This is a genomic window from Bdellovibrio bacteriovorus, from assembly GCF_001592745.1.
In the GTDB taxonomy this organism is placed as follows: domain Bacteria; phylum Bdellovibrionota; class Bdellovibrionia; order Bdellovibrionales; family Bdellovibrionaceae; genus Bdellovibrio; species Bdellovibrio bacteriovorus_B.
In genome coordinates this window covers 763,545-787,518 of the sequence record NZ_LUKD01000001.1, presented here as the reverse complement: position 1 = coordinate 787,518, position 23,974 = coordinate 763,545, and the positions used below count along the sequence as shown (strand labels likewise).

The following is a 23,974-nucleotide window of genomic DNA, read 5'->3' as shown; positions in this document are numbered from 1 at the left end:
CTATTTGCCTTTAGATTCTTTTTTCACACGGATACGCGAAGCGGGTTTGGCCGTCTTTTTAACAGAAGCCGTGCGGCCTTTGTAGGTGCGCTTTTGTTTTACTTCTTCCGGATCATCCGCCAAGAAGACGCGCTCTACAGCCACTTCGTTTAAGAAAATAAGTTCGCCAGCTTTCAAAGCCCCCATACGCAAGCGACCAATTGCCACACGCTGAAGTTTCAAAACATCGAATCCGACTTTAGCAAACATCTGACGAATCTGACGGTTTTTACCTTCAGTGATCACGATTTTGTACCACTCGTATTTATCAGATTTGTTGTCGCCGGATTTTTTAATCTTTTCAATGTGACGAGCCGACACGCGACCACCCACGATCGAAACACCTTTTTTTAGCTTTTCGATTTGGTGAGGTTGCGGTTGACCATCTAGTTTGACTAGATAAGTTTTTGTTACTTCAGCTTTTGGATGCATGACTTTGTTTGCAAAATCACCATCGTTCGTCAGAAGAAGCATGCCCTCTGAATCCCAGTCGAGACGTCCCACAGGGAATACGCGTGCAGGCACCTCGCCCAAGTAGTCAGCGACTGTCGGGCGGCCATGAGGGTCATCCATTGTCGTCAAGACACCTTTGGGTTTGTTAAAGACAAGGTAGTATTTTTGCGACAAAGGTTTGCGAAGAGGCTTACCGTCAATCATGATGCGATCTGCGGTAGGATCCACTTTGATACCCAACTCGTAAACGCGCTTTCCGTTTACAGTGACTTGTCCCTCTTCAATCATGCGGTCGGCATGACGACGGGATGCTAATCCTGAATCAGCTATTAGTTTATTAAGTCGAACTCTTTGAGCGGAGTTATTTTCAGACATTCTTCATCGGCCTCGGGTAATTGTTGTGAAGACAATATACCACCAGTGAGGTCAGAAGAGGAGATATTCTTACGGCCGTATTCTCCAATGCCGTGACGGAGGTCACGTACAAGAAGAGTCATGAGCTTGTCTCCCATAAAGATATTATCGAGAGCGGTTTCAGCTTTGTTCAAGACGATGGAAGACCATTTTAGCGCCTCAGAATCACCCTGTTGGATTAAAGCGCAAGTTCTTTCAAGTTGGCTGACCAAATCCTGATAGTAAGGATCCGTTCGGCGATCGACAAAAAACTGTTCTAGGCGCTTAATCGGGAACAAAACGCGCGTCTGTTCAGCCAGAGGCTCGCTTTTCATTTCTTGAAGTTTTTGAAAAACATACCCGCGAAGCAAAGAACCTGTGACCTTTTCGCCCATCACACGGAACTGAGCCGTGATGTAAGGAGCCACTTCAATTTTGTGGGTGTGTTGGCTGCTCAACTCCAATTCGGAGTTGTAGTAAAGCACCAAGTCTTTGCGAAGAGGCTCCAACTGACCGTTGCGCAAAGTGAACTTGCGATCAAAACTGCGAACTTCCAAAGATTTGTCTTCGCGAAGAAGAATCACGATCACGCGTTTGTTCTGATCTGGAAGAACGCGGAACTTGTCATTTTCGCCGCAAAGCGTCTTAACATAAGAGCTGACTGCGTCAATCAAGTCATGGAAATGCTCGATTTCGATCAACTGCATGTTTTGCGGGAAACGAATGGGACTCAAGTCAAACTTCTGCTGATAGAAGCTATTGAAATTCTCTAACAAAAACTGAACTTCATGACCCAATTGCTGCTTATTGGACGCCCAGTGCGGGTAGTCCATGCAGTAGTTAAAAAACATTTCGATCAATTCTGGGGTCAAAACGTCGTCAGGATGAGGAAAACCACGCAAAAAATTGAAGAATGACAGACGCGTGGGCGTATTTTGCGGATTTAGATCAGATACGAATTTTAAAAGTTGTCCAACCTTAAGCAAAATGCGGTTCCCCCTTCGCGCATAAAGTATGAACATTTGAAATTTTAGTCCAGAAAAAATATGATAGAAGACGTAGATTTTTTTGAAGTCCTAGGAGGGGCGTCTTATGCAGAAAGAACTAAATCCGGAACTATTTGGGGAAAAGAAAGTCGCCAAGAGTCCTACAATGGAAATTCCTACGAACATGAGCACAGTAGGAAACAACTATTTGAACACAGATCGTCAGATTTTCGAGCTGAAAGCTCAGAACCAGGCCTTAGCTGACCAGCTGAACAAGGTGGTGGCGACGGTGAACGAACTGATTAAATCTTCTAACATCAAATTTGAAAAACAAAGCCAGCTTTTGGGCCGCTTAGAGCAAAGCCATAACGGGCTTGCCACTGAAGCCGGTCAAAAGATCACGCAACTGGCGCAACGTGTGAACGAGCGTAAAAGCCTGGATCTGAAGGTTCAAGAAATGGTCGATCGCCATAACAACGTGATCAAAAGTTTTGAAGTTCGCATGAACCACTTGCAAAAACTTTTGGCGGAAAAAGAAGCGCAGATGATTTCTTCGCAAGCCGCTTTGAATGAAGCAAAAATGGAAATCGCTCGTTTAAAGCGTCTGTAAGAAAAATTTCAGATATTTTAAAAGAAAAAAAAGCCGGTGTCATAACCGGCTTTTTTTTATTGAGCTGCTTTTTCCATGCGCTTTAAAAACGCATCCGGTTTTTCAAACATCGTCAGTGTCAGAGCATCAATCCAGACACCGTTGGGATTAATAAAGATCACCGTGGGCAATCCTTGGATGTTGTATTTCTTTTTTAGCTCACGCAATTTGTCTGAGTCTTTTGTCGCATCAAACTTTAAGAACACAAAATTTTGTCCCATCGCGCGCACGCGAGCGTCTGAAAACGTATGCTCTTCCAGTTCGTGGCAAGCGGCACACCATTCGGCCCAGAAGTCGATGATCACAGGTTTTCCATTTTTAGCGGCCTCTGCCAAAAGATCTTCCGAGTAGACTTGCCACTGAAGTTTTTGGATTTGATTCAGACTGTCGTTAGCCATGATGCGACCGCGGATGTAAGGACGAAGTTCAAAAGCTGCTAATGCGATGTAACCCACACCTACAAGAAGCACGGCTTGCATCAGTCCTTTGCGGATTTTATTTAAAGGCGCGGCCACCTGATCCGCCGCCAAGAAAGCACCGTAAACGCTTGCCAATATAATTAAACCCACACCCAAAGCCAGATCAAACCAACGCTCTGGCAGAAGAAGTTCTAAGTAATAATAGAAGGCACTCAACATTAAAGTGCCAAGAATGAATTTAAAAGCATTCATCCAAGGACCTGAGCGGGGAAGGGCTCGACTAAGCTCGGTAAATACTCCCATCGCGATAAAGATCAATCCCAAGCCGACGGCGTAAGTGAATAGGAAAAGAAAACCCATCACTTTGTTTTGCGTAGACGCGACGTAAGTTAAAATTGCAACAAGCACAGGACCGACGCAAGGGCTGGCCACGATGCCTGCAAACAACCCGGTTAGATAAGCGCCGCCCAAACCTTTTTTCTGCTGACCAGCTCCGAAGCGATTGCGAATTGCAGCAGGCACTTGGATCTCATAAAGTCCGTACATGCTTAAGGCCATCGCCAGGAAAATGGTGCAGATCACGGCAAGGACATAGGGATTTCCTAAGGTCGCGCCAAAAACGCCGCCGGTAGAAGCCGCTACAAGGCCTAAGACAGAATAAGTCGTGGCAATACCCAAAACATATACACACGCCGTGATAAAGTTTTGCAGACGTGTTCTTTCATTCGCGTGATTTCCTAACACGGCCAAGGTGATAGGAATCATCGGGAAGATACAAGGTGTGAAGCTTGTGAAGACTCCCGCCAAGAAAACAAACAGAAGTCCGGTGAACATGCTGGCGCCCAGAAGTTTTTGAAAACTTCCAGAGTCGAAGAAAGAAGGGGAGGTCATGGCCGGTGTGGTTTCTTGTTCAACGATTTGCGGTGAGCCTTCGACAACCGTGACTGTGATAGGAACTTCAATCAACTTCGTTGTAGGGAAAAGACAAAATTGGTCAGAGCAAGCTTGATAAGTCAGCTCAAGCTTCATCTTGTCATGTTTTTTCAAGAACCGGTTGGGAGCTTCAATATGCGCTTGCAGAGTCGCCTCATTTTCAATTCCCAAGCGCTCCTTTTTTGAAAACTTATCGAACCATTTTTTTAAGGGTGCAACATTCAGTGGCGCCACCTGAAATCCATCGGGCTCCAAGATAACGACTTTGAATTGATCGTCGTAGGCGTGATAACCCGGTGGAAGTTTCATTTTAATTTCAAGAGTTCCACCCTGGCCGGGGTTCCACTCAAAAGGAATTACTTTCGTTTCTACAAGAAGAGGATCGGTGTCGTTGGTGTTGAGCTGCGCCCAAGACCAAGGACTCGTCAGAAGTAAAAGTGTGAATGCTAAAATGTACTTCAGGCTGCGTTTCATGCTTTTCCTCTTAGTCCCAGTCCGGACCATGGGCAAGTTTATTCGGCAATGACTCAATATTACCACAACTGTCTCCGATAGAGAAACTGAAGAGGTCATATCTTATGGGATTTGTAGGTATCATAGTCGTATTCGTGATGGTGTTCGGGGGCTTCATTATAGCCGGCGGTCACATGTCCGTTATCTTGAAAGCAGCGCCTATCGAAATGATGATTATCGGGGGAGCCGCACTCGGTGCGTATATTATTGCGAACCCGATGAAAATTATTAAATCTGGTATCAAATTGAGTATCAAGGCGATGACGGCAAAAGGTCCTCAGAAGCAGGATTATGTCGAATTGTTGCAGATGATGTTCCAACTTTTCCAAGCGTTCAGAAAAGAAGGTCCGCAAGGAATTGAAAAACACATCGAGGAACCAGAGAAGAGTGACATCTTCAAAGCTTACCCAAGCTTCATGCACAATCACCACGCGGTTCACTTTCTGTGTGACACGATGAAAATCACATTGTCAGCAGAGATGTCTCCGTATGATGTGGATGATCTTCTTGATGCCGATATTAAAGCGATCCACCACGAAGAACACATGGCCGCGCACGCGGTGCAAACAGTCGCCGACGGTTTCCCTGGATTGGGTATCGTTGCCGCCGTTCTGGGTATCGTAAAAACCATGGCCCACTTAACTGAAGGGGTTGAAAAGATCGGTTCCTTGGTTGCCGGCGCCCTGGTTGGAACCATGTTAGGGGTTTTCTGTGCCTACGGTTTGATTGCTCCAACAGCATCAAAAATGGGTGCGGATATCGAAGCAGAAGGTCGTTACCTTGCTTGTATCAAAGCCGCGATGATTGCTTTGCAAAGAGGTGCGCCTCCTATCGTGTGTGTTGAGTACGCTCGCCGTACAATCATGCCTGAAGAGCGTCCTTCATTCGACGAAGTTGATAAAGCGACTAAAGAAATTAAGAAGGCAGCGTAATCGGCTGTCGAGCAGGCGAAGCGGGCTTCAGCCCGCGTAGCTGAACGGATTGAGAAATAAGTACTGAGGACGGAACCTCAAGAAAACTGGATAAGAAATGGCAGAAAAAAAGCAAACCATTGTTATCAAAAAGATCATTGTTTCAGGAGGCGGCCATCACGGCGGTTCCTGGAAGGTGGCTTTGGCCGACTTCATGACGGCCCTCATGGCGTTCTTCCTGGTGATGTGGCTTTTAGGTCAATCCGAAGAAACGAAAAAAGCCGTTTCAGATTATTTCTCTACACCGTCTGTGATTGAATACAATTTCCAGAACTTCGGTGCCGAGATCACTCTAGAAAAACTATTCTTGGATATTTTGAATGAACCTTTGAAGGCATTCCAAAGCTTTATGGAACCTGCCGATCAAACTCCAAATCTTTTGGATATGGGTTCAACAAAAGTGGTGGCGGCTTATTTGGCAGACCAGATGAATGATGTTGCCAAAAACGTGCAAGTCACTCCGGAAGGTTATGACTTTGATATTCCTGACTACATGCTTTTTGAAAGAGGCACGTCGACTCCAAATGCAAGTTTTGTCAAAGTCATGGATAAGATCAAAGGCATTACAACGGGCTTGAAAGACGCAGATATTAAATTAACGTCCGGATTGTTTGTGCAAGCGGTGGCCGATGGCAACGTGATGACGGCAAACAAAGTGGCGGCAGAAAGATTTGATATTGTTCGCAACAAGATCCTAGCTTCTTTGGAAACAAACACAGTGTCTGTCACCGGCGGAATCAGTGTGAAGGAAAAAAGAGGCGAGATCGATCCGGCGAAGCTTGTGGGTTTCATTCGCGTGAAGATCGCGCAGAAAGAAATCACTTCGGACGGTCGTAAACCGCGTAAGCTAGAAACTTTGTTTGGTCCTTCACGTGTGGATATGTCTGTGTATGACAACTTCGTGAATCAGATCAGCAACCGTAAAAAAGAACAAGAAGCTCCGAAAAACTTGAAAGAACAAGTGGATCAAGAGCTGAACGAAGCCGCGGGAATTACAACTCCGTCGACGCCGACAGAATAAAGAAGAAATCTCCGGCACCATTAAATTGGGAGCTTTCACTGGTTCCAGTGAGGGCTCCTTCAAAAAAGATCACTCCCCACTTTGTTCCCAGCCCCGTCCGTGCATCAAAATAAGGATTAATTTCATCAACATTGGGAGTGTTGTAACCAATCTCGTTATCCCACTTCCAACCATTGAAAACATTGAAGAACTTTCCAAAGGCATAGCGTTTTGAATTCTCGTCAGTGCCTTCCCAGTTACTAAAACTGCTGTACATAATGCGATAATCGAATGAGTTCAGACGCACACCAATGATGTTTCCATTGCGATCGCCACCGTTATAGTACTGGCTTTGGGCATAGCTGATGATCAGGTTTGTGTTCTGAGAAAAAGAGACTTTGATGTCGCCAAGAAGTCTTAAATTAAAGTGATCATCACTATTTTCAAAATTGGTATTCGAACCCCAAATTCCTAAACGAAATTGAGAGCCAAAGTGAAACCAAAATGAACCCTGCAAGGCAGGCGATTTATCGGACTGGGATAAACCGTTTTCTACGTAATGAGATAGCAGGTTGATGTCACCAGATAGATCAAACGTCGGCGATGTCCCGTCGGCGGCTTGAGCTGTCCACGAACTCATTAGAATAATTATAAAAGCAATGTATCTTCGCATAGATAAGTGCTTTTCATTCTGAACTAATCGCGAGCGAAAAACAAAGACTTCACTGCCAGAGATTTCGGGGACTGGACTTTTGGCTCTGGTCGCTGACACAAAAAGGTGTTATGGTGCCTGTTCCTATGAATTTAGATCTTCCTTTGAATGAATATACCTTTGTCGCTTTTGATACCGAGACCAGCGGAGCTTATCCGGTGGGACATGACATCGTCGAATTCGGCGCGGTGAAATGGTATAAAGGGGAAGAAATTGGGCGGCTGCAATTTCTAATTAAGCCGCGTGAGTTAATGACCGATTTCATCATTGGTATTCACGGCATCACAAACGAGATGGTCGCCGATGCGCCACCGATGTCAGAAAAAATTCGCGAGATTCATGACTTTATCAAAGGGACGATTGTGATGGCTCACCACGCCCCGTTTGACATGGGATTCTTGGCGGCAGACTTCGAGAAAAATCATTTGCCGTTACCTTCCGAGCCGGCGTTGTGCACAAGTCTTCTTTCGCGTAAGTGGATACATGGAGTTGAAAATCACAAACTCCAAACATTAGTGAAGCATTTAACCATCGATGGCGGCCAGGCACATCGCGCTTATGATGATGCGAAGTCTTGTCTTTATGTCGCGTTAGCTTGTTTTCAAAAGATGAACGAAAATGTCACACTGGCTGAAGTGATCAAAAGCCAAGCGAAGAATCTTTGGTGGCGTGATTATTCGTTAGCTGCGCTGAATGAACCAAAGTTTCAATTTATCAAAGAGGCCATTTTGGCTAAACGAGATATCGACATGGTTTATATGGGAGGCTCTGCAAAAGGGGAAGTTCGCCGAATCACTCCTATCGGTATTGTAAGAAATCCGGACGGGGATTACTTGCAAGCCTTTTGTCACAACGAAAAAACAGCCAAGCGGTATTACCTAAATCGCATCAATGACGTCGCTGTCGTCTACGCTTAATATTCCATAGCAGTTTTATCAGAGGAGAAATCGAACTTTTGTTCGAGGTGTTCCGAGAAGTTATTTAGGTGGACGCATCAACGTGTTAACAAAATTTGTTTAAAAATAAACTTTAGTTGTTTGTTTATCTTCCGAAAATCCCCTCGTCGTTTTGCATGCAATTGCAAGATGTGTTGTGCGTAATTAAGGGGAAAAATCTAAATGAAAAAAAGAAGTCTCAACTTTAAGTTGGCCTTTGTGATGGCCATTCTTGTTCTTGGTTCATTAACTATCGCAGGTATTGGTCTTAGTCGTATGGAAGGCATTAATCTGTCTTTAAAATCCATTGTCGAAGAAAAAAGCGTGCGCGTTTCTTTAGTTAAAGACATTAAAGCGTTGTTCTATCTGCAAATGATGAATGAAAAGAATTTGATTTTAGAAGATTCCCCAGAGGCTATGGAAACAGCCTGGGGATTGATGCAGAAACGTCATGAAGAAATGCTTAAAAAAATTGATTCTCTGCATGCCATTTCAACCGAAACTGGAAAAAAAGAGATGGAGCAATTCAAAGAAAACTATCTGACATGGTGGAATACAACGGCGGAGGTAAAAAATCACTCTACTAAAGGTGACGATAAGGCTGCTTTAGAGATGACTCAAAAAAAGGGCGCTCCGCTTAGAAAGTTCGGTGAAGAAATCATCAATTCGACGGTAGAGCGCAATGAAAAGCGCATGGAAGAAGAAGCCGCAATGGCGCAAAGCAATTACGAACACGCTCGTATGCTGATGATCTTGGTGAGTGCGTTCGCTATTCTTTTAGGGACAGGTTTGGCAGGTTTTGTCCTGGTCTCACTTGGAAGAGCGATTAATTCTGTCATCGAAAATCTTTCAAGCGCTTCCATGCAAGTTTCGGGAGCGGCTCAACAGATCGCATCTTCCTCTGAACAATTATCGCAGGCTTCCACTGAACAAGCCTCTTCGCTAGAGGAAACAGTGGCGACCATCGAAGAGCTTTCTTCTATGGTGAAGGTCAACTCCAACAACGCGGCGGAAGCAGCGTCTTTGTCGAATGAGACAAGTTCCATTGCCACTCGGGGCGAACAGGAAATCCGCACTCTAGTAGGTTCGATGTCGGGCATCTCCCAAGACTCTAAGAAAATTGCTGAGATCATCAACGTGATTGATGATATTGCCTTCCAAACAAATCTATTAGCCCTTAATGCGGCCGTGGAAGCGGCTCGAGCGGGTGAACAGGGTAAAGGTTTTGCGGTCGTGGCGGAAGCGGTAAGAACTTTAGCGCAAAGAAGTTCATTGGCAGCCAAAGATATTACGGATCTTATTAAAGCCTCTGTCGAACGTATTGAAGTGGGCAGTGAGCAAGCTGAACGCAGTGGTGTTGTTCTTAGTGAAATCGTAAATGCAGTGAAGAAGGTGACTCAATTAAACAATGAGATCGCGGCGGCAAGTACAGAGCAAAGCAATGGTATTGCCCAGATTAGCAAAGCAATGAATCAGTTAGATCAGGTAACCCAAATCAATGCCGGGACATCAGAAGAGGCGGCCGCAGCGGCAGAGGAGCTTTCCGCGCAAGCTGATAGCATGACTCAGGTAATTGGTACATTGGTAGAAACAATCAAAGGGGAGCAGAAGGTTGCGGCATCGCCGGTGCCTCCTCCGGTAAAGGCGTCGAAAGCCCGTTCATCTGCAGCCGTACAAAAAACGGTCGCAAAGACGAACGAAGACTTACTGCCCTTGAATGATGTGGCTTAATAACGAAAAAGGGAATCTTCACAGATTCCCTTTTTTTTAGTTTTCATCTTCTTTGTATTCGATGACGTTGACGGTGCGCTCTTTTTTAATTTGATTTAGCCGCTCATTGATTTGTTCGGCCAGTTCTTCCAGATGTTTAAACTCATCTCCGGCTCGAAGTTTAAGAGGCGACGATGTTCCTTCCAAAGAAGTCTTTAAAAAACGCTCAAAGGCATAGAGTGGGCCGGCGATTCGATGAGAGATCAAACGTCCCACCGCAAACAATATCGCGCAAAAGGCGATACAGATAATTATAAAAGTGATGACGTAAGGAACCAGAAACTTATTCAATAAGAAAGCGTTATTCCCCACCAGCTCTTGAATCGTCACTCGCATATACGTGTACGAAAACACCAAGCAAATCAAAGTCAGGCTTAGACCAACGGCCATCAGAATGAAGCAGTACTTCAACTGAAATGGCATGTTCACCCAGTATTGCTTACGAACATTGTTTTCGGGCCACAGAAGTTCACCCTCGCGAATGATCGCATATACGATCAGCGCATAACCCAGCCATTGCAATGCATCCGCTAAGTTGAAAGCCGGGCTGGAAAGAGAAGGCGTGCCCAGGACAATGAAATCCACGACATAACCCCAGATAATCCGATCGGTCACGTTGCCAATGATCCCGCCAATAAGAATAGAAAGACCGCTTCGCAAAGTTAAGGATTTGATCGGCAGAAGGTATTGAATCAAAGCATAGGTGCAAAGAAGGAAAGCTCCACCCGTAGAAAGAGACACGATTCTTAGTACTGACGGTAAATCTGAAAACAATCCCAGCATCGCGCCGTGATTGTGATGCAAAACAAAGTGAACCGGACCAAAAGATTTTAGCTGCGTGATTCCTGTCGCCCAGATTTTCGTGACACGGTCCACGAGCCAGGTTGCGAGCAAAGGAAGAATCACTATAAGCCATTCGCGTTTTTTCATGCACTTCAGTCTAACAATTCACACCAGTTCTTGCGAAGAAAAACTTCAGCCTTTACTATACCTAGACGGGTAAGCCCGAGGGGAGCTGGACTTGAAATATCTTATTGCCACCATTCTGCTTTTTTCTGTTTTCGCCAACGCTCAAGCATCGGGGACCGAATCCAAAGATAAATTCGCGGATCTGCAAAAAGAATATCAGGCCCTTTTAAAAAAGTTCGGCGTGGATGCTAAAGACTTAGGCATGTATGCGACTGTCGGTGAAGGGGAGGAAATGAAAGTTCTTCTGGACACCAACGGTACGAAGGTGATGATCCCGGCGTCTATTTCCAAAATCGCCACGGCTTCGGCCGTCCTCGAGCACTTTCCTCCGGGTCACAAATTTAAAACGCAGCTTTTATCGAATGTAGAACCAAAAAACGGTGTTCTTAAAGGGAACCTCTATCTAAAAGGCGGCGGTGATCCTTCTTTCGTCTCCGAAAACATGTGGTATCTGGTCAATGCTTTCACTCGTAATAACGTAAAGAAAATTGAAGGTGATATCGTCGTTGACGACACTCTTTTTGACAAAGTCCGTTACGACCTCAGTCGACAAAAAGAACGCGTCGATCGCGCGTACGACGCTCCGGTGGGAGCGATGAGTTTTAACTGGAACTCGGTGAATATTTTCGTCCGACCCAATGGTGTAGGCTCTACTGCGCAAGTTTTTATTGATCCCGAAAACGAATACATCCGTTTGATCAATCGCTCAAAAACAGTTTCCGGATCTGGAAATAATCTTTTGGCTGATCGTGAAGATGATAAAAAGTTTCCCGGCGATGTGATTATCGTCGGCGGTTCAATCGGACAGGGCTTGAAAGAGATCGTGGTTTTCAAAAACGTACAGCAGCCCGACCTTTGGGCAGGGTACAATTTGAAAGCATTTCTTGCTCAGCGCGGAATTCAACTCACCGGAGAAGTGAAGAACGGTGTCACACCAGAGAAGTCAGATGTCTTAGCTGAGTCGGAAAGCAAACCGATTGAGCAGATGGTTGCTGACATGAACAAGTTTTCGAACAACTACGTGGCGGAAATGCTGACAAAGAACTTGGGCGTTGCGAAAAAAACAAAAGGTGCGACTTTGGCGGACGGGGTGTTAGTCATCAATGAGCATTTGCAAGGTCTCGGGCTTCCGGCGGATCAGTATAAGATAAACTCGCCGTCGGGTCTGTCGCGTGAAAATAGAATCTCATCTTTTGCCATGTGGAAAGTTTTAGACCACTTGCGTGATGATTTCCGAGTCCAGCCCGAATTTCTTACGTCCTTGCCCATTGCCGGCGTCGATGGCACGCTCAAAAAGCGAATGAAGAACTCAGCGGCAGAACGTTGGGTGCGTGCTAAAACGGGATTCCTCACGAACGTCGTATCCTTAGCGGGTTACGCGGGATTAGAGGATGGTCGGGTGATCACGTTTTCGTTTGTTTATAACGGGTCTACGGATGAAACAAAGATTCGTGCGTTTTTTGATAATTTACTTATCTATCTAGTAAAATAAGCCGAATGAGAACCAGGAAGGTGGACGTTCGATGAAAAAGCTGAGTGTCTCAATTTTATACGCGATTTTATCTGTTGCTCCAGTCGCGGGAGCGCAAGGCGATATTGCTGCGCAAGTAGTGCCGCAAGTATTAGGCAGAAGCCCTGAGGAGATTCGTCCTTGGCGTGCGCCTATTTTTGCCGATCAATCAGCTGCCTTAGGGTACAACGAATCGGCCTTCTCGATTCCTAAGGGTATGGAAAAACAGGTTCAGTTTTGGATCGACGTCTATACGAAGTACACGACGGAACAAGGCGTGATTCATGATGCGGAAAACGTAGAGACCGTTTATGAAATCGTCGATCTTAAAGGTTTAAAGACCGAGCGCGAAAAGCAAAAGAAAGTCGATGAAGTTAAAAAGATCATCGCGGCTCGTTTGGCGACTCCTGAAGAAGGTGAACGTCTGCGTTTTCAATTAGGTCAAAAAGACCGCATGCAAGACGCGATCTTTTATTCCGGCCGCTATCTTGAAGACATGGAAAAAATCTTCAGAGACAGCAAAGTTCCTGTCGAGCTGACTCGTTTGGCTTTCGTGGAAAGTTCATTCAATATCATGGCGCGCTCAAAAGTAGGAGCGAGCGGTATCTGGCAAATCATGCCTTACACGGCTCGTCCTTATAAAATGATTTCTCCGGTGGTGGATAAACGAAATCATCCTTTGGAAGCAACGAAGCTAGCAGCGAAACTTCTTCGTCAAAACTATGGGATGCTTGAATCATGGCCTTTGGCGGTGACGGGTTACAACCATGGACCTACGGGCGTTCTAAAAATGACAAAGAGTTATGAAACTCGCGAGTTGGGGGAGTTGATTCAAAATGTGCGCTCTCGTAAGAGCTTCGGTTTTGCTTCACGTAACTTCTATGCAAGCTTCCTGGCGGCACTTGAAGTGGAAAAAAACGCCAACAAGTATTACGGTTCTGTGGTTTGGTCGAAACCATTGCCCGCGCAAGATTTAAAACTTCCGGTGTCTGTGAAGTACAAAGAAATCGTCAGCTGGTTTGATGGCGATGATTCTAAGGCACAGGTTTACAACCCACATCTGACACACAAGGCACGCAAAGGGCATCCAATCCCAGCGCAAACGGTGATTTCAGTTCCTAAAGACAAATACAATGTGGCATTGATTTCGTTGGCAAGAAAAGATCGTACAGTGGCGATGGAAGATAAGAAAGGTCGCTAAGAGACTTTTCGAAAACGGAATAAAAAAGGGAGCTTTCGCTCCCTTTTTTATTTTCTGGGTGATCATTTAATTTAGATAAAGTCGCCTTTAGCACGCGCGCCTACGGAGGCTGTTGCTGTGGTAGTAGGTTCCATATCTAGATATTTGAAGAACATTTGCGTGATTTCTTGCACGATGCCTGCATCATGAATAGCTTCTGGTCTATCGATAGACATTGTATTCACCAAGCCGATGAAAGCATTCACTACGAGGTAAGACACTTTTTCCATGTCGCGACCCGGGATCTGCGGAAGGTTGTAACGAACAACTTCCTGGAAGAATCGGATCGACTCGGACATATAAGATGCCTCAGCAACATAATATTGGATCGTTGTCAGTTTCGCGCGAAGCTCAGAGTTGCGGCGGATTGTTTCAACAGCCAGTTCAATCATCGCTTTTACACGCTGTTCAGGTGGCAATGGAGAAATCGCACGCATTTTTTCGCTGATAATGCGTTTATCTTCTTCCACGATATTTTTGACCACAGCTTGAACGACGGATTCTTTGTTTCCGAAGAATTGGTAAAGAGACCCGATACTGACGCCGGCTTCTTTCGCGATTTTGTCTGTAGTAATAGAGTAGAAGCCTTCTGAAATAAGAAGACGAGAACAAGCATCTAAGATCGTGGCTACAGTTTGCCTTGAACGTTCTTGTGTCGGAGCTTTCACGATGATCTTAGTTTTCTTTGCTTTTTCTTTCTCAATAGATTGAGTCATGACCGAGTTATCCCTTCTAAATACGCACTTTTGGATTCGTGTCCTATGAGGACAGAATAAGGAGCATTGCATAGAGGGGCAAGTCTGGTTTTTTACAGAATTGTAATGAACCTGTAATGAACAGGCTCTTAGTATTGAATGTGATCTATATTAGAGTTCGGTCACTCGAGCTCTTGCGCGCAGTAAACTTCCGCTCGTTGAGTGTTAGCGGGATACGCCATGTTCTTTGCGAAAGTGTTGCACTGTTTTTTCGTCAAAGAACGATTGAAACGGCGAAGACATTCCCAACGAACTTCATCGCCGGTGTCGGCGTATTCCATGCTTTTTGAAATAGCGTGGCACTCTTTGATCGTAATGCCGCGAAGATCATAAAGACAAACTAAGCGAGCGTCTTCAGCGTTGGTAGAATATTCCATCTTTTTAGCGATGTTTAAGCAGGAAGAAACATTGAGCTGCGCTTTTTTCTGTTTCAGACATTTCAGTCTTAAGTCATCACGCTGATCCATAGCCAATCGACTTTTACCAGTAACCTGGCAAAGGCTTTGGGCATAGGCCGACGTAAATGAAAAGCATAGTATGAAGGCGACGAACAGCTTGAATTGGCGCATACGAATTTTCCCTCATGGCTGTATAGTGCAAAACCAGGGCGCCGTATGCTTCTTTATATTTGTTTTTAGGCAAGGGTCCCTGTCTAACTTCGAGACAGGGGGCGAAAATGGCGGGGCTAGAGGACGCCCTTTCTAAAGTCAGGTGTGTAACAAACCGATACGATAAGGGTCATAACAATTAGAGGTTCCCATGAAAGTTTCTGCACTGATCCTCAGTTTGTTTTTTTCTATCGCGTCCTTTGCGGCGCCCCGACAGGACGTTGAAAAAAAGATCATCGCTGACACTGCTCTCAGCCTTTCGCGAATCAAGTCTCCCACGGAAGCCTTAGAAAAATTGAAACCTCGCTTGAGTGAAAGCGAAGTGAGATATTTGGAAAGCCTCATTCAAAAAAAGCTCTGGGTCGAGATGCCCGAAGTTGCCAGCGAGGATCAAGTCATTAACTACAAGTTTTCTGATGGCACGAAGATCTCTGTGGAAATCACGGACTATTTTCGCGGTGAGTTCTTGGTGAACGGTCACAAGATCGAAGTTGATCGTTATAAGTCTTTAGAAGAAAAGATGTCCTACTTGCGCCGCTTGGTCAGTATGAAGCTATTGCCGACAAAGTCAAAAGGGGCGGGCTTATGGTCTTTGTTCTTTCCCTATGCTCAGGCTTCTTTGACCTGCAATATGGTGGTGAGTTCAGGATGTCTCGAAGTTTCTATGGCGGCCTCGTTGTGGCTTGTGCGCGAAGCCTCGTCAGAGTCTCCACTGGCGCGCTGTCGTGACAATTATTATTTCAACAAGAATCAAGACATGACGAAAAAGTGTCTTTCCCAGTACGGAAACAGCCAAGCTCTTTCGAGCATTCAAGAAATCAGTGAAATGCTGGCGCAAACTCCAAAATCGACAGTTGAAATCACATGTAACAAAGGGGAAGGTCCTCATATCTGGATCAATGGAGAAGAGGTCACAAGATTTAACAAGGGTCACAGTGCATCGGATTATTCTGTAACTATGGCGCAAGATCCTCAGGTAAAACTAAATAAACTTCCGGCAGCCGTGATTCGCTGCTGTCAGAAGCCTTCCGGTGATCCTTTAGCAGGTGAGTGTGAAAGTTTTGTGAATGAACATCTGGGTTCAAAAGAAAAACGGGCGAAAGAATTTAGCGGGTCCAATGTCAGACTGCGCGGAAAAGCTCTTGAAGGAACACGATAAAAATAAAAAACCCAGCGTGAAGCTGGGTTTTTTATTTTAGGGCTTAAAGATCGGACCGTTTCCAGATCCTACGGCTCTGTAGGGATTATCAGAGTATTCAATTAAATATAGAACCGGTTCTAGGTTCTTTCTTTGCACTTCGGGAATCACACCCGCCCCGGGATAAAAACCACCCGAGCCCCACCCGCTGTTTCCGGGATCTAATTCGAAAGTGAAAGAAATGATTTTGTGTTCTGCATAGGACCAGTCTGTCGTGTCTCCGCTCGCGATATAGAGTTCAGAAGATTGTTGGGGAGTGTAACCGTTCCACTCGGCCATCTTTCTGGCCATTGTTTCGTGAACTTGTTTGTCTTGGGTATTTGCGATGCTTTCATACACGTGACCCCAAGGATACAAGATCAACTGTGAGTACGTGTGGAACGAAAGAAGGATCGTGATGTTTTCGTGAGTGTCGACGTACTTTTTAATAGCTTGAGTCTCAGGTTCACTGAAAGCGTGAGGACCACGATAAGTTTCACTGTTAGGACTTGTGCTAGCGCCTTCGCCACCCCAGCCATAGGCGTAGTTGCGATTTAAATCCACACCATATGTGCCGTTGCTATTGCGTGTGCGATTTTTTCTCCAGGATTTGTAACTTCCCGTCGAAATATCGTATTCTGCTCCGTCCGGGTTTACCATCGGAATGAAGTGAATATCACGACCATTCACCAAGCGCTGAATACGTGGGTTGCCTTTGGAGTATTCTGTTAAAAGATATTCAACATAGTAAATGGGAAGTTCGATCGAAAGATGTTCACGTGCGTGATGTCCGCCCATGAATACGGTTGCGGGAAGCGTATCAGCTTCTGCGAGGTTTCCTGAAATGCGTATAGCCCAAATATCACGGCCTTCAACGGATTTTCCAATCGAAGTCATTTGTGAAATAGAGCTGTGATTATTCACCAACGTGCGAAGCTTTTCGGTCATCTCTGCATAGTTGTGGAAAGCAGCGTCTTTCGCCGGGAAGTCCATGGCATCTGTTAAAGGAAAACTGACTTCTAAAAGGCCCAAACGCTCAATCGCGTTTTTTTCTTCCAAACTTCCCACGCCGACGACGAAATCTTCGCGAGTAGTTTCAATGGCAAGACCGGTGTTTGCGATCAAAGATCTTTCGAATTTATCTTTGGCGCGAACTTTCATCCAATACTGAGTGGAATCGACAGTGTGTGCATTTTGAAAAGGCAGAAAGCCTACGGCAATAAATGCGGCCGCAACGAGCACCTTGGTGATTTTCATAACCCCTCCTTGGGTTCTGACATTGCTGTCAGGAATACCTTAGTGTCTTTGATCTATGTTGAGGTACAAGTCTTTAGTCGGTGCACACGGCCTTAGGTCTAGGAGGATTTTACCAGCGAATAGGTTCAGGCTCGATTTCAACACCGAACATGTTTTTTACGTCCAGACTGACTTGGTTGGCAAGCTTCCACACGTCATCAGCGGAAGCGCCGCCGTGGTTTACTAATACCAGAGCCTGCTTTTCAAACATGCCGACCGGTCCCAGTTTTTTCCCTTTCCAGCCTGCACGATCAATCAACCATCCGGCAGCAAGCTTAAAGTTGGCATCTAGATAAGGATAACTCACCAGATCCGTATGCTTCATCAAGATTGAATCACGCATTTCTTTAGAAACGATGGGGTTCTTAAAGAAGCTGCCGGCGTTACCAATCACGCGTGGATCAGGGAGTTTCGTTTGACGTATGTGAATCACGGCATTGGCAATGGTGCGAGGATCCGCCGCTAATTGCTGGCGTTCAAGTTCTTTACGGATGTCTCCGTATTCCAAATGCAAAACATTTTTCTTTGGTAAACGGAACGTGACATCCCAGACAAGATAGCGACCCGCACCTTCTTGTTTAAAGAAGCTATCGCGATAAGCAAACTGGCATTCTTTATTCGAAAGAACTTTGGTTTCTCCGGATTTTAAATCCAAGCAGGTGACTTCCCAAAGAGTGTCTTTGATCTCGACTCCATAAGCGCCGATATTCTGAATCGGTGCCGCGCCTGACGTGCCAGGGATAAGGGATAGATTTTCCAGTCCCCAGAAACCTTGCTGCAAAGTCCACTGAACAAAGTCATTCCAAACTTCACCGGCTTGGACTTTGACGAACCAGAAGTCTTTGTCATCGGCGACAAGTTCTTTACCTCGATTGGACACTTTCAAAACCAAGCCGGGGATCGAAGAGGGCAATACCAGATTGCTGCCCCCACCCAGAATATTCCAAGTCAGTTTTTTTAAAGAGGCGTCATCTTGAATGGCATGTAGATCCGACGGCGAATGAAGCTCGGCATAGTGTTCTGCCTGGGAACGCAATTGAAGAGTGTTAAATGAGCTTAAGTCAACTTTTGTGCGGATCTGCATGATTTACAGATTTTATTAGAAGCCAACGGCTTTGGCCATCATTCTTTCCAGAACCTGTTCTTTGTTAATGAAACAAATGCCAAGTCCCAAACCTTTGCTCCAAACAACCTCGGCCGCGACGTTATGAGTACGACGAAGACTGTCAAGTTGGACGGTCATGTTCAAAAGGTCCCCTTTTTGAGGGACGTAATCACCTTGAGAGACTTCAAGAAAAGCGCCGGTTTCAGAAAGATTTTTGAGGCTCGCAACCAGAATTCCAATATGCCCGTAAACTTCGATCTTCGCAGTTTCTTTTGTGGCAAATCGTTTGGACGTTTTCATCGCGACTCCGAAAGGCATGGTTGCTGATTCTATTGTCGGAGGAAATATCGCGTTCGTAGAGTCCAAAATTCCCTGTTCTCAAAATGAGACTGTAAATCTAGACCCTACTTGCGAATGTAGGTAAGAAACGAAAATGGAATTGGCACTTCCACATCACGACGTGCACTCAGCGTGAAAACATTTTCGTCAATTTGCGGGTAATAGGTGTCGCCCGGAAAGTCTTGATGGATAAGGGTTAGATAGACTTTGTTGGTGATCGGCAGGGATTGTTTATAGATTTCTCCGCCGCCGATAATGAAAACTTCATCTCCCCATTTTGCCGTCAGTGGTTTTGCATGGGCGACGGCCTCTTCAATCGAAGAAACAAAAACGACGGGACTTGATTCCGTCGAGGGAAAGTTTTGTTTGGATGGATCGCGCGTGATCACAATGTGGTAGCGGTTGGGAAGAGCGCGGCCATTGAAAGAATCAAAAGTCTTTCTTCCCATAATCATAATGTGACCCTTTGTGGTGTCGCGGAAAAATTTCATATCCTCGGGAAGATCCCACGGCAAACCGCCTTGAGTTCCGATCACATGATTTTTTGAGCAAGCCACAATATGGGTTAAAATCATACGGCCACCGGCGCTTTGATTGCTGGGTGCGGATCGTAACCTACGATTTCAATGTCTTCATATGTGAACGCAAAAAGGTCTTTCACATCGGGATTTAATTTCAATTGAGGAAGAGGACGGAAGTCACGAGTTAGCTGCAACTGAGCTTGCTCTAAGTGATTCGTATAAAGGTGAGCGTCACCCAAAGTGTGAACGAAATCACCAACACCCAAGCCGCAGACCTGTGCGATCATATGAGTTAGTAATGCATAGCTCGCGATATTAAACGGCACGCCCAAGAAAATATCCGCGCTACGTTGATACAGCTGACAAGAAAGTTTTCCATTAGCGACATAAAACTGGAAGAAGGCGTGGCAAGGCGGCAACGCCATTTTATCTACGTCGCCAGGGTTGAACGCCACGACCAACAAACGGCGCGAATTTGGATTCTTTTTAATTTGTTCAACCACGTTGGTAATCTGGTCAATCGTGCGACCATCCGCAGTTTCCCACGAACGCCATTGTTTCCCATACACCGGACCCAAGTTGCCGTTTTCGTCAGCCCACTCATCCCAGATCGTCACTTTATTGTCGTGAAGATACTTGATATTTGTTTCACCTTTTAGGAACCACAAAAGCTCATGAAAGATAGAGCGCGTATGTAACTTCTTGGTAGTTAAAAGAGGAAAACCTTCTTCAAGGTTGTAGCGCATTTGATAACCGAAAGTTGAAATAGTTCCGGTGCCAGTGCGGTCTTCTTTTTTTGTGCCATTTTCAAGAACGAATTTAATAAGATCGTGGTACTGCTTCATCGATCCTCCCTGAGAGGTGCCCAATGACAGTATTTTTGAAGCTGTCTTTTTTGTCTATGGAAATACAGGCATATCGCATGGGTCCAACGTTCTGTATCGTGTCATGAGGGCTTGCCATTGCCTACTTCGTGCACATCTTATGGAAAGGAAAGGAGCCTAATATGATGTATTTACGTAAATCTGAAGACAGAGGCTATGCAGAATTTGGCGGCTGGTTGAAATCTCGGCATTCCTTTTCGTTTAGTGATTACTATGATCCTCAGTTTATGGGCTTTCGCGATCTTCGCGTGATCAATCAGGATTGGATCGCAAAGTCCGCAGGCTTTCCTGCGCATCCTCACAAAGACATGGAAATTATCACCTATGTTTTAAAGGGGACGGTGGCTCATAAAGACAGTTTAGGAAACGTCGGTGAAATCAAGGCCGGCGAAATTCAAACTATGCACGCGGGAACAGGCATTCGTCACAGCGAATACAATCCTTCCGACAGTGAAGAGCTTCAGCTTTTTCAAATCTGGGTTTTGCCAGATGTTGTCGGTGCAAAACCGGGATACACTCAGCAATCTTTCACACGAGAACAAAAGTTAAATCAATTGAAGCTTTTGGTTTCTAAAGATGGACGCGGAGACAGTCAAAAAATAAATCAGGACGTCGACCTTTATGCCGCAATCTTTGAACCTGGAGTTGAACAGCAGGTCTCTCTTCGTCCTGGCCGAGGCGCCTATGTGCAGTTGGCCGAAGGGGAGCTAGTCGTGAACGGCACAACTCTAAAATCGGGTGATGCCTTGGCGATAGAAAACGAGACGATGTTGAATATAAAAGCCAATAAAGAAACAGAATTTTTGTTCTTTGATCTTCGTTAAAAATAAGGGCCCTTATGTGGGCCCTTTTTTATTCCAGAACAGTGTTCCACTTTTCATATTCCTTCGGAGGATCTGCTTGCAAAGGAAACTTAGCTTGAGCCTTTGCGATTTCTCCCGCCGGCGAAGGTGTTGCTAACTCGATACCTCCGCGAAGAACAGTATCCAAGGCATCAATTTTTAGTTCCGACTTGAACAGTCCTAACTTCGCACTAATGCCTGATGATCTCCAGAAAACAGTGTTCGTTCTGATGACTCGGACATAACGATTCAAAATATTGATTTGCAAAAGAACGGTTTGACCCGTTTTAGACAAAGTTTCTTTGGTTACGGTTCCGATTTTCATTCCTCTGAATGTCACAGAATCTCCAGCGCTGACGGATCCAAGGTCATTGGTTTCTAACTGGTAAGTGCTCGTGTCCTCTAACGGATCTTTCGATTCGCCACCTTCTTTTCCTTTGAACTCAGTTTTTAATTCGCCGCCAATTTTTCCGGGATCCACGGATATGTAGGCACCTTCGATCAGTGTTTCTAAACCGGAAACGCCTTGCAAGCTGACCTTCGGAGTCACCAGCCAAAACCGCGTGCCAGCAACGGCGAATTCTTCGGCGTGTTTCTGTAAAATGGCGTGGGCGATCACATCTTTTTTATCTTCAGAAATAGTGACCTTTTGGACATCACCAATAGTCACACCCCGATAACGAATTTGTGTCTTCCCCGGTTGGATTTGCGATCCGTCCTCAAAAGAAATTTTGATATGGGGACCTCTTTGTTGCCAATAGTCCCAGAAAAGCCAAACCGAAATGGCAATCGCAAAGGCCGGAAATAACCAGATATACCATCCGGCTCTCAGAGATTTTAATTTTTGTTTTGTTACTGTCTCAGTCATCGCTTTCTCTTTCCCATAACATTTGTGGATCGAAGTACGCCGAAGCGAGCATTGTAAATATCACGACAAGCAAAAACATAATCGAACCTGCTTCAGGACGAACCTCCGCCAGATTTCCCAATTTCATCACCGCCACCAGAACAGCCAGTAAAAAAATATCCAACATAGACCAGCGCCCGATGGCCTCCACGATGTGATAGAGCGTAGTCTTAAAACGGGGATTCTGATTGTTTTTGGCGGTAGCCGATAAATAAAACAGAATAATTAGCTTCATCAACGGGATTAAAATGCTCGCTAGAAACACGATGATCGCGATAGGCCAGTAACCAGTGTCTGAAAGCTGAACGATTCCACTCCAAATTGTCGACGTTGTGCGATTTCCGTAAATTTCTAAAGTCATGAAGGGAAAAAAGTTCGCGGGAAGATAAAGAATCAAAGCCGTGAACGAAAATGCCGCGGTCAGCTTAGTGGACTTGGGATTTAATCTGGTGTTGCGACTGCCACAGCGATCACAAATAATCGTCGCTCGCACATGCACTGGTACAGGCATATGATAGCCACAAACTTCACAAACTAGATATCGTGTCGGCGTTCCTGCTTCATCCATAAAAATGATTTTAGCTTGAGGCGCTGACTGGTCATGTTTCAAGGGGAGGGGTTGTTGAGATGCAAAAAAGGTTTTGCGAATTAACAAAATAAAAAAGGGAGCTGAGCGCTCCCTTTTTTATCTGACTTTGAACGAAGAATTACTGGAAGTTTTGAACTTGCGCAATGTAAGGAAGATTGCGGTAGTAACCTTGGTAATCCAAGCCATAACCGACAACGAAATCATTCGGAATTTTGAAACCAACATGGTCAATTTCGCATTTTACTTTCAAAGCATCCGGCTTTTCCAAAAGCGACACTGTTGTCAGGCTTTTTGGTTTGCGCGATAGGATCGCGTTCTTCAAGTAGTTCATTGTTAGGCCCGTGTCGATGATGTCTTCCACCAAAATCACGTGGCAGTTTTCAACCGGGCTAGCAAGGTCCAACGTCACTTTCACTTCGCCAGAAGAAGAAGTACCACCGTGATAAGAAGCCACGCCAAAGAACTCACAAGTGATGTCGGCGTTGATGTTGCGGATCAAATCTGAATAGAACATGAAGGAACCCTTCAAGACACAGACTGCGACAACTTTTTCGTTTTTAAATTTCTTAGAAAGAGTCTCGCCCAACTCTTTTACTTTTGCCTGAATTTGTTCTTCAGTGATGTAAGGTTTCAGTGAAAGGTTTGTCATAGTGCTCTCTCCATATCTACACAAAAGAGTTGTTCATGATCTCGCCAAAGCCGCCGCCGCCAGGCACGATGTACTGTTTATCGTTCAGACCGCGCTCTTGATCCCAAAATTCCCCAGGAATAGCCTCTAAAACTGCCGCAGAAGACAGTCCTCGGTCAAGCCTTAAGGCATAGATCACGACATCAGGGTGGGCGGTGAGAACATTCTTCAAATATTCAGGGGTTACTATCAGGTTTAACGCGATAAACTTTTTCGCGGGTCCCTCAATATGGGTTTTATAGTGGTCGACCGCTGTAATCATAGTATTTCCCGTTGCACCCATGGGGTCCGGGAAGATGACATGGGCGTCTTTGACATCGCCACCGATTTTCATCCCGCCAAATTCGGCCCCGGTGACCTTGTCCTTGTTGTTCGTCACCCGCGCGGCAAAGATATGATCCTGGCGGACATTTTGAGGTTTTAGGGAAAAATGCAGGGCATTGTAACAGATGTGACTAGGATAAGTGCCGGCACGGGCAAGGTTTACACTGACGGCCTTTTGCTCATCAGATAAACGCACGCCCTGAAGCTTTTTATCGGGATGTACATCCGTCATACGTGTAGGCTGAGTGAAGTTTTCAAGCTTGAACTCATTATTCATAATGATGGATATCAAGTGAGTGTAAAGCACTTCCACGATGCGATTGATTTCCGGTTGATAGCAGTCCGAAGAGCACAAGCGGGCTAGAAGACCACTCAGAAAAGGGCTGTCAATAATGTGCACCTGAGACCCGTATTTGTGTCCCAGCTCTTGATGAAATCCCATAAATG

The 23,974-nt window shown here is 45.3% G+C and carries 25 protein-coding genes; 9 read left to right on the top strand and 16 right to left on the bottom strand.

Going from position 1 to position 23,974, the window contains the following annotated elements:
• Both AZI87_RS03715 and AZI87_RS03710 read right to left on the bottom strand, forming a co-directional pair.
• Entirely contained in the window at nt 1-867 is an 867-nt protein-coding gene (locus AZI87_RS03715) for a pseudouridine synthase (protein WP_063205064.1), read from the bottom strand.
• The gene (locus AZI87_RS03710; protein ID WP_063206558.1) at nt 822-1,871 is read right to left on the bottom strand and encodes a hypothetical protein; all 1,050 of its coding nucleotides are present in this window, start codon (nt 1,869-1,871) and stop codon (nt 822-824) included. Before AZI87_RS03710 ends, AZI87_RS03715 begins: the two co-directional genes overlap by 46 nt.
• A gap of 106 nt (nt 1,872-1,977) precedes the next feature.
• Between AZI87_RS03710 and AZI87_RS03705 the strand changes: the two genes are divergently transcribed.
• Nucleotides 1,978-2,481: a hypothetical protein gene (locus AZI87_RS03705; protein WP_063205063.1), complete on the top strand. Its 504-nt coding sequence runs from the start codon at nt 1,978-1,980 to the stop codon at nt 2,479-2,481.
• Between the two features lie 56 nt (nt 2,482-2,537).
• Here AZI87_RS03705 and AZI87_RS03700 read toward each other — a convergent pair whose 3' ends face one another.
• Nucleotides 2,538-4,346 carry a protein-disulfide reductase DsbD family protein gene (locus AZI87_RS03700; protein ID WP_063205062.1) on the bottom strand — a complete coding sequence of 603 codons (1,809 nt, stop codon included), beginning with the start codon at nt 4,344-4,346 and terminating at the stop codon, nt 2,538-2,540.
• Nucleotides 4,347-4,450: 104 nt separating this feature from the next.
• Here AZI87_RS03700 and motA point away from each other — a divergent pair, with 104 nt between their 5' ends.
• Both motA and AZI87_RS03690 read left to right on the top strand, forming a co-directional pair.
• Nucleotides 4,451-5,317, top strand: a complete 867-nt coding sequence (motA, locus tag AZI87_RS03695; protein WP_081112120.1) for a flagellar motor stator protein MotA — start codon at nt 4,451-4,453, stop codon at nt 5,315-5,317.
• 97 nt (nt 5,318-5,414) lie between these two features.
• A complete protein-coding gene (locus AZI87_RS03690; protein WP_063205061.1) occupies nt 5,415-6,377 on the top strand; it encodes a flagellar motor protein MotB in 963 nt (320 codons plus the stop codon).
• Here AZI87_RS03690 and AZI87_RS03685 read toward each other — a convergent pair.
• Nucleotides 6,349-6,996 carry a TorF family putative porin gene (locus AZI87_RS03685; protein ID WP_253696412.1) on the bottom strand — a complete coding sequence of 216 codons (648 nt, stop codon included), beginning with the start codon at nt 6,994-6,996 and terminating at the stop codon, nt 6,349-6,351. The two genes, AZI87_RS03690 and AZI87_RS03685, sit on opposite strands and share 29 nt — an antisense overlap.
• A 158-nt stretch (nt 6,997-7,154) precedes the next feature.
• Between AZI87_RS03685 and AZI87_RS03680 the strand changes: the two genes are divergently transcribed.
• Together AZI87_RS03680 and AZI87_RS03675 are read left to right on the top strand one after the other, a co-directional pair.
• The gene (locus tag AZI87_RS03680; RefSeq protein ID WP_063206555.1) at nt 7,155-7,985 is read left to right on the top strand and encodes an exonuclease domain-containing protein; all 831 of its coding nucleotides are present in this window, start codon (nt 7,155-7,157) and stop codon (nt 7,983-7,985) included.
• Nucleotides 7,986-8,186: 201 nt separating this feature from the next.
• Complete coding sequence (locus AZI87_RS03675; RefSeq protein ID WP_155722489.1) at nt 8,187-9,734, top strand: methyl-accepting chemotaxis protein; 1,548 nt, start codon at nt 8,187-8,189, stop codon at nt 9,732-9,734.
• Nucleotides 9,735-9,770: 36 nt separating this feature from the next.
• Here the strand turns inward: AZI87_RS03675 and AZI87_RS03670 are convergent, their stop codons facing one another.
• A complete protein-coding gene (locus tag AZI87_RS03670) occupies nt 9,771-10,703 on the bottom strand; it encodes a signal peptidase II (RefSeq protein ID WP_063205060.1) in 933 nt (310 codons plus the stop codon).
• A 91-nt stretch (nt 10,704-10,794) separates the two neighbouring features.
• Here AZI87_RS03670 and dacB point away from each other — a divergent pair, with 91 nt between their 5' ends.
• Together dacB and AZI87_RS03660 are read left to right on the top strand one after the other, a co-directional pair.
• A complete protein-coding gene (gene dacB, locus AZI87_RS03665; RefSeq protein WP_253696409.1) occupies nt 10,795-12,234 on the top strand; it encodes a D-alanyl-D-alanine carboxypeptidase/D-alanyl-D-alanine endopeptidase in 1,440 nt (479 codons plus the stop codon).
• A 31-nt stretch (nt 12,235-12,265) separates the two neighbouring features.
• Nucleotides 12,266-13,453 (top strand): lytic transglycosylase domain-containing protein, encoded by a 1,188-nt coding sequence (locus AZI87_RS03660; protein ID WP_063205059.1) that lies wholly within the window; start codon nt 12,266-12,268, stop codon nt 13,451-13,453.
• Between the two features lie 71 nt (nt 13,454-13,524).
• Here the strand turns inward: AZI87_RS03660 and AZI87_RS03655 are convergent, their stop codons facing one another.
• Together AZI87_RS03655 and AZI87_RS03650 are read right to left on the bottom strand one after the other, a co-directional pair.
• Nucleotides 13,525-14,208, bottom strand: coding sequence for a TetR/AcrR family transcriptional regulator (locus tag AZI87_RS03655; protein ID WP_063205058.1), 684 nt, complete (start codon nt 14,206-14,208; stop codon nt 13,525-13,527).
• A 161-nt stretch (nt 14,209-14,369) separates the two neighbouring features.
• Nucleotides 14,370-14,816 (bottom strand): hypothetical protein, encoded by a 447-nt coding sequence (locus tag AZI87_RS03650; protein WP_063205057.1) that lies wholly within the window; start codon nt 14,814-14,816, stop codon nt 14,370-14,372.
• A 190-nt stretch (nt 14,817-15,006) separates the two neighbouring features.
• Between AZI87_RS03650 and AZI87_RS03645 the strand changes: the two genes are divergently transcribed.
• Complete coding sequence (locus tag AZI87_RS03645) at nt 15,007-16,014, top strand: hypothetical protein (RefSeq protein WP_063205056.1); 1,008 nt, start codon at nt 15,007-15,009, stop codon at nt 16,012-16,014.
• 36 nt (nt 16,015-16,050) lie between these two features.
• On the opposite strand, the gene AZI87_RS03640 is transcribed toward AZI87_RS03645, so the two are convergent.
• From AZI87_RS03640 to AZI87_RS03620, 5 genes are all read right to left on the bottom strand, one after another.
• On the bottom strand, nt 16,051-17,289 hold the full coding sequence (locus tag AZI87_RS03640) for a M14 family metallopeptidase (RefSeq protein ID WP_063205055.1): 1,239 nt from the start codon (nt 17,287-17,289) through the stop codon (nt 16,051-16,053).
• Between the two features lie 109 nt (nt 17,290-17,398).
• Nucleotides 17,399-18,412, bottom strand: coding sequence for a UDP-N-acetylmuramate dehydrogenase (gene murB, locus AZI87_RS03635; protein WP_063205054.1), 1,014 nt, complete (start codon nt 18,410-18,412; stop codon nt 17,399-17,401).
• 15 nt (nt 18,413-18,427) lie between these two features.
• Nucleotides 18,428-18,733, bottom strand: coding sequence for a PilZ domain-containing protein (locus AZI87_RS03630; protein ID WP_155722488.1), 306 nt, complete (start codon nt 18,731-18,733; stop codon nt 18,428-18,430).
• Between the two features lie 104 nt (nt 18,734-18,837).
• Nucleotides 18,838-19,347: a dihydrofolate reductase gene (locus AZI87_RS03625; protein WP_063205052.1), complete on the bottom strand. Its 510-nt coding sequence runs from the start codon at nt 19,345-19,347 to the stop codon at nt 18,838-18,840.
• Nucleotides 19,344-20,138, bottom strand: a complete 795-nt coding sequence (locus AZI87_RS03620; protein WP_063205051.1) for a thymidylate synthase — start codon at nt 20,136-20,138, stop codon at nt 19,344-19,346. Before AZI87_RS03620 ends, AZI87_RS03625 begins: the two co-directional genes overlap by 4 nt.
• 161 nt (nt 20,139-20,299) lie before the next feature.
• On the opposite strand from AZI87_RS03620, the gene AZI87_RS03615 reads away from it, so the two are divergent.
• Complete coding sequence (locus AZI87_RS03615) at nt 20,300-21,001, top strand: pirin family protein (protein ID WP_063205050.1); 702 nt, start codon at nt 20,300-20,302, stop codon at nt 20,999-21,001.
• Nucleotides 21,002-21,029: 28 nt separating this feature from the next.
• On the opposite strand, the gene AZI87_RS03610 is transcribed toward AZI87_RS03615, so the two are convergent.
• The 4 genes from AZI87_RS03610 to AZI87_RS03595 all read right to left on the bottom strand — a co-directional run bounded on the left by AZI87_RS03610 (nt 21,030) and on the right by AZI87_RS03595 (nt 23,969).
• Complete coding sequence (locus AZI87_RS03610; RefSeq protein ID WP_063205049.1) at nt 21,030-21,887, bottom strand: MlaD family protein; 858 nt, start codon at nt 21,885-21,887, stop codon at nt 21,030-21,032.
• Complete coding sequence (locus AZI87_RS03605; protein ID WP_253696404.1) at nt 21,880-22,494, bottom strand: paraquat-inducible protein A; 615 nt, start codon at nt 22,492-22,494, stop codon at nt 21,880-21,882. Before AZI87_RS03605 ends, AZI87_RS03610 begins: the two co-directional genes overlap by 8 nt.
• Nucleotides 22,495-22,633: 139 nt before the next feature.
• Nucleotides 22,634-23,164 carry a hypoxanthine phosphoribosyltransferase gene (gene hpt, locus AZI87_RS03600; protein ID WP_063205048.1) on the bottom strand — a complete coding sequence of 177 codons (531 nt, stop codon included), beginning with the start codon at nt 23,162-23,164 and terminating at the stop codon, nt 22,634-22,636.
• Between the two features lie 16 nt (nt 23,165-23,180).
• Nucleotides 23,181-23,969, bottom strand: coding sequence for a uracil phosphoribosyltransferase (locus tag AZI87_RS03595; RefSeq protein ID WP_063205047.1), 789 nt, complete (start codon nt 23,967-23,969; stop codon nt 23,181-23,183).
• Nucleotides 23,970-23,974: the final 5 nt, after the last annotated feature.